This window comes from Streptomyces sp. NPDC058086 (assembly GCF_042885015.1).
Taxonomy (GTDB): domain Bacteria; phylum Actinomycetota; class Actinomycetes; order Streptomycetales; family Streptomycetaceae; genus Streptomyces.
This window is the reverse complement of the sequence record NZ_JBHVST010000067.1, coordinates 59901-66700: the sequence shown is the minus strand read 5'-3', so window position 1 is coordinate 66700 and position 6800 is coordinate 59901. Positions and strand designations below refer to the sequence as shown.

General features: G+C 68.0%; 5 protein-coding genes and 1 pseudogene. 1 reads left to right on the top strand and 5 read right to left on the bottom strand.

The genetic code is table 11. The annotated features are described in order from the left end of the window. Nucleotides 1–164 (top strand): alpha amylase C-terminal domain-containing protein (locus ACFVWD_RS38030; RefSeq protein ID WP_389602587.1); only part of this gene is annotated, 164 nt, incomplete at its 5' end. 138 nt (nucleotides 165–302) lie between these two features. On the opposite strand, the gene ACFVWD_RS38025 is transcribed toward ACFVWD_RS38030, so the two are convergent. The 5 genes and pseudogenes from ACFVWD_RS38025 to ACFVWD_RS38005 all read right to left on the bottom strand — a co-directional run bounded on the left by ACFVWD_RS38025 (nucleotide 303) and on the right by ACFVWD_RS38005 (nucleotide 6273). Then, nucleotides 303–1727 carry a M1 family metallopeptidase gene (locus tag ACFVWD_RS38025; RefSeq protein ID WP_389602584.1) on the bottom strand — a complete coding sequence of 475 codons (1425 nt, stop codon included), beginning with the start codon at nucleotides 1725–1727 and terminating at the stop codon, nucleotides 303–305. Nucleotides 1728–1929: 202 nt separating this feature from the next. Next, nucleotides 1930–2169 (bottom strand): annotated as a pseudogene (locus ACFVWD_RS38020) (ABC transporter permease); the annotation flags it as partial. Nucleotides 2170–2526: 357 nt separating this feature from the next. Beyond that, nucleotides 2527–3891, bottom strand: a complete 1365-nt coding sequence (locus tag ACFVWD_RS38015) for a glutamate decarboxylase (RefSeq protein WP_389602583.1) — start codon at nucleotides 3889–3891, stop codon at nucleotides 2527–2529. Between the two features lie 214 nt (nucleotides 3892–4105). After that, on the bottom strand, nucleotides 4106–4360 hold the full coding sequence (locus ACFVWD_RS38010; protein ID WP_389602582.1) for a hypothetical protein: 255 nt from the start codon (nucleotides 4358–4360) through the stop codon (nucleotides 4106–4108). A gap of 1070 nt (nucleotides 4361–5430) precedes the next feature. Beyond that, nucleotides 5431–6273 carry a hypothetical protein gene (locus ACFVWD_RS38005; RefSeq protein ID WP_389602581.1) on the bottom strand — a complete coding sequence of 281 codons (843 nt, stop codon included), beginning with the start codon at nucleotides 6271–6273 and terminating at the stop codon, nucleotides 5431–5433. Nucleotides 6274–6800 lie beyond the last annotated feature (527 nt).

The following is a 6800-nucleotide window of genomic DNA, read 5'->3' as shown; positions in this document are numbered from 1 at the left end:
GCCTCGGCATCCCCGAAGACATCCCCGCCTGGCACGAAGTCCTCAACACCGATGCCGCCCGCTACGGCGGCAGCGACGTCCACAACCCCCACCCCCGGGTCCACGACGGGGGCCTGCGCCTGACGCTCCCCCCACTGGCCACGATCTGGCTCCGCCCCGCCTGACGCGTTCTCGCCCCCGCCGCCCCTGCCCGTCCCGTCCCAGGGGGCTCCGCCCCCAGGCCCTCCCGGGTGGGTTGTTCGTCGGCTGCGGGTGGGTGGGGGCCGGGCGCGCAGTTCCCCGCGCCCCTAGGACGGTCGCGGTCAGGGAGCGGTCGGCTTGCCCGCCGTGCCGATCCAGGTGTGGAACAACGCGTCGAGATCCTTCCCGGACAACCGCTCGGAGAGGTGAATGAACTGGGCGGTGGTGCCGTGTCCGCCGCGGTGCTCCGTCGCCCAGGTCCGCAGGATGCGGAAGAACACTCCGTCCCCCACAGCCGTACGCAGCTTCTGCAGAGCCATCGCACCCCGTGCGTACACGGGCGTGTCGAATATGTGCGCCCCGCTCCCGGGGTTCGCCGGCGGAAACGCCCACAGCCCACTGCCGGCCGGACTGGCGTACAGGGAGTCGAACGTCTGCTGCGCCGTCTTCCCACCGTGCTGCTCGGCGTACAGCCACTCGGCATACGTCGCGAAGCCCTCGTTGAGCCAGATGTCCTTCCACGCGGTGAGGCTGACGGAGTCCCCGAACCACTGGTGCGCGCTTTCGTGGACGAGGGTGCTCAGGTCGGGCGCGGAGTCGTACACGGGACGCGTCTGGGTCTCCAGCGCGTATCCGACCTGCGGAGCCCGGTCGACGATGGACCCGGCGGCCCGGAAGGGGTAGGGCCCGAAAATACCGCTCTCCCACGCCAGCACGGACGGCAGCTTCTTCAGTACGGGCGCCGCGGCGGTCGCCTCACGCGGGTCGACGGCGTTGTAGACCTTGAGTCCGTCGCGGGTGGTGTACTGCTCGACCTTGAACTTCCCGACCGTCGCCGTGGCGAGGTAGGCCGCCATCGGCTCGGACTGCCGCCAGCGGAACGTCGTACGTCCGTGGCTGGTCGACTGTCCGCGGAGTATTCCGTTGGCCACGGCGGTGTGTCCCTTGGGGACGGTGATGGTGAAGTCGTAGGAGGCCTTGTCCTTGGGGTGGCTGTTGGCGGGGAACCACGTCATGGCGCCCTGCGGTTCGCCGGCCACGAACGCGCCGTCGTCGGTGGGGATCCACCCGTCCAGGGAGCCGTCCGGGTCGGTGGCCGGCTCGGGCGTGCCCGAGTAGGTGACGGTGACTCGGAATTCCTGATTCCGCCGAAGGGAGTGGCGGGGGGTGACCACCAGTTCCTGGCCGTCACGGCGGTAGGACGCCTTGGCGTGGTCGACGGTGACGCCGGTGACCTTCAGCCCTTTGAAGTCGAGGTCGAAGCGGGTCAGTTGCTCGGTGGCCCGGGCGGTGATGACCGCCTTGCCGTCGAGGTGGCGGCTCTGGGGGTCGTAGCCGAGGGTCAGATCGTAGTGCCGGACGTCGTAGCCGCCGTTGCCCGAGAGCGGGAAGTACGGGTCCCCCGCACCGGACGAGCCCACCGTACCGGCCGCCGCCGGGCCCGCCGCGACGAGCAGGGCCGCGACGGCGACGGGAACCGCGGCGACAACTGCCTCCCTGCGAAGGACAGTTGTGCGTCTGGTGGTCTGATGCGGACGTGGCGTCACGTTGGCTCCTCCGGTGCGACGGTGATCAGGTGATCACGTCATCGCGTGATCACTGGCGCACAGCCTATGAGCCCCGTGGGTCGGTGAACCTCATCATCTGGTCAAGTCGCGATCGGGCGCGATGCACACGCACCGACGTACAGGAGGGACCCGTCAGGAAGAACGCGGAGGACCCGTCAGGAAGTGCGGGGCCGTGCCCGGATCAGCGGGCCAGACGGCCCAGCAGGGACGAGGCGGACAGGATGCCGAGGGCGGCGGCCAGGACGAGGACCCCGTAGTCGAGGGCCAGGTGGGCGTGCGTGCCGAGCAGCAGGCCGCGCAGCGCGTCCACCTGGTAGCTCAGCGGGTTGACCTTGCTGATGGCCTGGAGCCAGCCGGGCATGACCGCGACCGGGTAGAGGGCGTTGGAGCCGAAGAACAGCGGCATCGTGATGGCCTGGGTCAATGCCGATACACAAGGTATTGCGCGCCAGCACCGAGCCGTCACGCCCACTGAGGTGAGCGAGGCACTCGATCGAGTGATTCAGGCCCTGGCGGGGGCGAGCGAGAACGAGGTGGCCGCTCGCGCTGGCTGCGGTCGGCGCTCCGCTCCCTCGCCGTCCTGCGCCGTCGGTCCCGCCCAGTACACCCCTGCTGCCGGACCCTGGGGACGTCTCAGGAATCGTCTCCGAGGTGGAGTGGGGCTGAAATCAGTTCGGGCGCTGCCGTGCCACCGAGACCACGCGCACCTCCTCAACGATCGCGCGCAGGCCTGTGGATAACGCCGCCAGCCCGTCCCCGGGGGTGCCGGTTGCGGGCGTCAGTAGCCGGTGCCGCGCTTGACCTGGGCCCGCTCGGTCCCATGGGTCGCACCCTTGTCGTCCAACGTGCGACACGCGTCGGCGATGTCCTGGCTCAGGCGATCGATCTGCTCGCGGCTCAGGGTCTCCTTGACCAGGGCACGCATGATCTTCACCCGCTCCGCGTTGGGCGGGAGCGTGTACGCCGGCACCATCCAGCCGCGCTCGGCCGAGAGTTGCCAGGCGACGTCGGACTCGTCGTAGGCGTGCTTGCCGGCGAGACGGAAAGCGACCAGCGGCAACTGCTCGAGGTCGCTCCCGATCACTTCGAAGCGGCCGCTGCTACGCAGGTTGTCCGCCAACGCGTGGGCGTTCTCCTGCAACATCTTCATGACGTAGGTGTAGCCCTGACGACCGAGCCGGACGAAGTTGTAGTACTGCGCGAGCACCATCGACGCGCCGGTAGAGAAGTTCAGCGTGAACGTCGCGTCGGTCTTGCCCAAGTAGTTCTCCTCGAACACGAGGTCCTTGGGCAGGTCGGACTCCTCACGGAAGACCAGCCAGCCGATGCCGGGGTAGACCAGGCCGTACTTGTGTCCCGAGACGTTGATCGAACGGACCTGCTCAAGCCGGAAGTCCCATTTCGAGTCCGGGTAGAGGAAGGGCCACACGAATGCGCCACTGGCTCCGTCAACGTGAATCGGGATGTCGAGGTCCCGCTCCTTGCGGACGTCCCGCAGGAGCTTGTCGATCCCGACGACGTCGTCCTTGTGACCGGTGAACGTCGTGCCGAGGACGGCGACGACGCCGATCGTGTTCCCATCGAGGAGAGGCTCCACGTCCTCCGGGCCGATCGTGTACTTGCCCTCGGCAAGCGGCACGATCCGCGGCTCGACGTCGAAGTAGCGGCAGAACTTCTCCCACACGACGTGGACGTCCCCGCCGAAGACCAAGTTAGGGCGGTCGACCGACAGATTGGCCGCCTGGCGGCGCTCCCGCCACTTCCACTTCAGCGACAGCGCCCCGAGCATGATCGCCTCGGACGAGCCCTGGGTCCGACATCCGGTTGTCTTGCCCGGCGCATTGAAGAGGTCGGCGAGCATGCGCACGCAACGCTGCTCGATCTCGGCGGAAATCGGGTACTCCGCATGGTCGATGAAGTTGCGGTGGAGATTCTCGGCGATGATCCGTTGCGCCTCCGGCTCCATCCAAGTGGTGACAAACGTGGCGAGGTTACGCTGCGGGTCACCCTCCATGGCGAGGTCCACATCCAGCAGCCTCATTGCGTCCGTCGCAGCCATGCCTTCCTCGGGGAAGCTCTCCGAGGGAGCGGGCACGGTCAGGAAACGGTTGCCGAACAGGGCCGCAGCGTCACTCTTGGTCATACCGGCGACTCAACCACGGTCGGAGAGGGAGCCATGCTCAGGACCTGCGGATGGGGCTTGGGATGCACGCGAACGGCTTACCTTCCCGAGCGATCGACGACGCTCGCCAGCCGCACGGCAGCCCGCGTTCCGGTGGACGGACGGTGGAGGAAGCCGCAGGAGCCACCTCTTGAGACTCTAAGCAACAGGTCAGAGTCATGATCGCAGATTCGGTTTACGCAGCCAGGTGCCGGACGAGCCCGACCAGCGTGATCACCCAGGCGGCGACGGCGATCCAGAGCAGTACCTGCCCCGGTGTGTGCAGCCGGCCGACGGCCGCGGCGTCGGCGACGGACGTGGCGACGGCTGTCGTGCCCATCGGGAAGACCGTCGCCCAGCGCCCCCTGTCGAACTGCGGACGCAACCAGCGCACCTCGGCGAAGATGAGGACCGCGTACCAGCACGCAGACAGCGCGAGCATGACCAGCATGAGCGACGCACTACCTCGTACAGAGCGGTGTCGCGCCAGGCTGGCACGGCCAGCAACTTCGACCCGGCGAGCGCAGAGATCGCCAGCGTCCCGCCCGCCACCCACTGGTCACCCGTGGCGAACCGCACCTGGCCGAGGTCGAAGCGGAGGAAGGCGAACGCATAGAGCACCAACCCAAGCACGAACCAGCCCAGCGTCGGCCAGGCGAGCCACCCGGACGACAGCGAAACGACCAGCGTTCCGCTCAGCACGGCCAGGCCCTGCGTCGCGACACACACCAGGAACACCGTGCCCGGCAAGTGCCGCCGCCAGTGCCGCACCACCGACGTCAGCAGCACCGGCCAGATCAGTACCGAGACGACCAGCGCGGCGACGGACACACCCGACCATCCCTGCAGCGCGAACCAGGTCCCGAGGATGGTCGTCGAGGCCACTGCGGTCAGCGCGGGCGGCGTGTCTGCCTTGGCCTCCCACTGGTCCCGTTCGCGCAGTAGCTGCCGCCCGAAGTCGACGGCGAGCGCGAGCCACCCGATGGCGGCGAGGACGAACAGGAGCCATGAGAGCGCCTCCTGTCCGACCAGGTGCAGGCCGATGGAGACAATCCCGGTCGCCATCACCGCTGTTCCTGCTCCCGGGGGCAGCGCCGCCCATCAGCCGACCAGCCCGTCCTCGGTCGGCGCACGATCACCCATTCCCCCACAGTGTGCGGCAGTGGGGGAAGCCGCAACTGCAGCGCGGTGTCCGACGGGCTGGCCGGCGTCAGTCCAGCAGACGTCCTTCTCGCAGCGCCTCGAGCATCGGTGCGCGCGTCCGCCCCGCCAGCAGGGGGCGACGGCGAGCACGGTGATCGGCCCTCATCCGGCGTCGTGGATGGCAGCTGTGGATATCAGCGACCCTCTGATCCGTAGCTCTATGTGGATCAGTCAAGAGCGGTCATACAGGTTCGCTTTGTGCCCCTGAAGACCACTACCGGGCAACCAGGTCAGCCGGCAGGAGGACGAACGGCGGGCGCGGATGCTCGCGGTACAGCACTGAAGTACAGCAACCACAGCAATCGTCCGTGCATCAAATCATGGGCGTTCGTAGAGCTGAAGGAGGCCGCCGAGGGAGAAGCACAAGGCGCCGACGAGGGCGGCCCAGTTGGCGATGTCGGCGTTGATCAGGCTGCCGGTGGCGGGACGGGTGAAGGCGCCGAGCGCCGAGACCATGAAGAGGACGGAGCCGAGCTGGTTCACGGCGACGATCCACCAGCCGAGACTGCGGTGGCGGATGCACGGCCGGCCGTGGCAGACCTCTACGAATGCGAGGTGTCCGGAGATCAAAAAGAGCACGCAGCCGATCACGTCCGGGGCCCAGATCAGCCGGTTGATCTGATGGACGCTCAGCCCCTGGAGGAAGGAGTCCAGCAGATCGACGGTGAAAACCAGGGTGCCGGCGAACAGGACGAACGTGCTCAGCCAGTCCACCCGCGTCGGTTCGTAACTCCACCAGCGCCAGCCGTGGGTGACCAGTCTGTCTTCGCCACCAGGCACGTGGCGGGGAGCGTTGATGACCTGGAGCAATGAGACGTAGCCACCGGTGTTGAAGAAGAGGCCGCCGGCGAAGTAGATCGAGGCGCAGGTGGTGGAGTCTCCGGAGCCGAGCTGGGCGACGCCGGCACCGGTAGCGAAGAGGGCTCCGCCGATGATGAAGGCGGTCGCGGCGGTGGCATTGAGTCTGCGAAGGCGGCGGAGCGCGTCCTCATCAGCGCTGGCGTGCCGACTGGTGGGTGCGCCTGGCGAGCGGACGGCGATGATTCCGCGACGACGGGCGAGGCGTGACTCCCACACGGCTGTGCCGCCGCCAGGAAGGCGCCAGGTGAGCCGGGTGGTGAATGGTCCCGCGCCCTCGGCGCGTTGCTCGGGTTGTCCCACAGGCCGAGAGTAGATCGGCTGCCTCGGCCGTCTCGCGAGCGAAACGCCACCAGTGGGCGGCGGGGATGGCAGTACGGGAATTGGCCTCGCGCCCGAACCAGTTGCTTGAGTGCGGCTGGTTGGTAGTGACCACGAGTGTCTTCCCCCGGGCGCCTGCCTGCTCGACCGCGAACGTGCACGGCGTCCAGGCCAGCGCCATGTAACGGCAAGCGCCCATCCCGATCAACACGCCACAACGACCGCCTGACCAGCCCAGCAGACCTCAGTGCCCTTCGTGCCCGTCGCGCGGGACACAGGGGTCGTGCCAGAAACCGTGCCAGGTCGTGCGGGGAACCACGGGGAATGACGGGGACCAGGTCGACTGTCAGCCAGAGCCGTAGCCGCTCCACCACAGGTCAGTCCAGTAACCGCCCGTGGAAGACCCAAGCTTCCCAAGCTGAGGGCTCGGCGAGACCCGCTACTGATTCGCGCACTCGCCTTGATCGTTTGAGTGTGGGTACGGTCAGAGTCGTGTCTGGTGCGCGCGG

Coding starts and splice junctions, on each gene's coding strand:
- ACFVWD_RS38010 (WP_389602582.1), bottom strand. CDS start 4,360: ATGCTGGTCATGCTCGCGCTGTCTGCGTGCTGGTACGCGGTCCTCATC.
- ACFVWD_RS38015 (WP_389602583.1), bottom strand. CDS start 3,891: ATGACCAAGAGTGACGCTGCGGCCCTGTTCGGCAACCGTTTCCTGACC.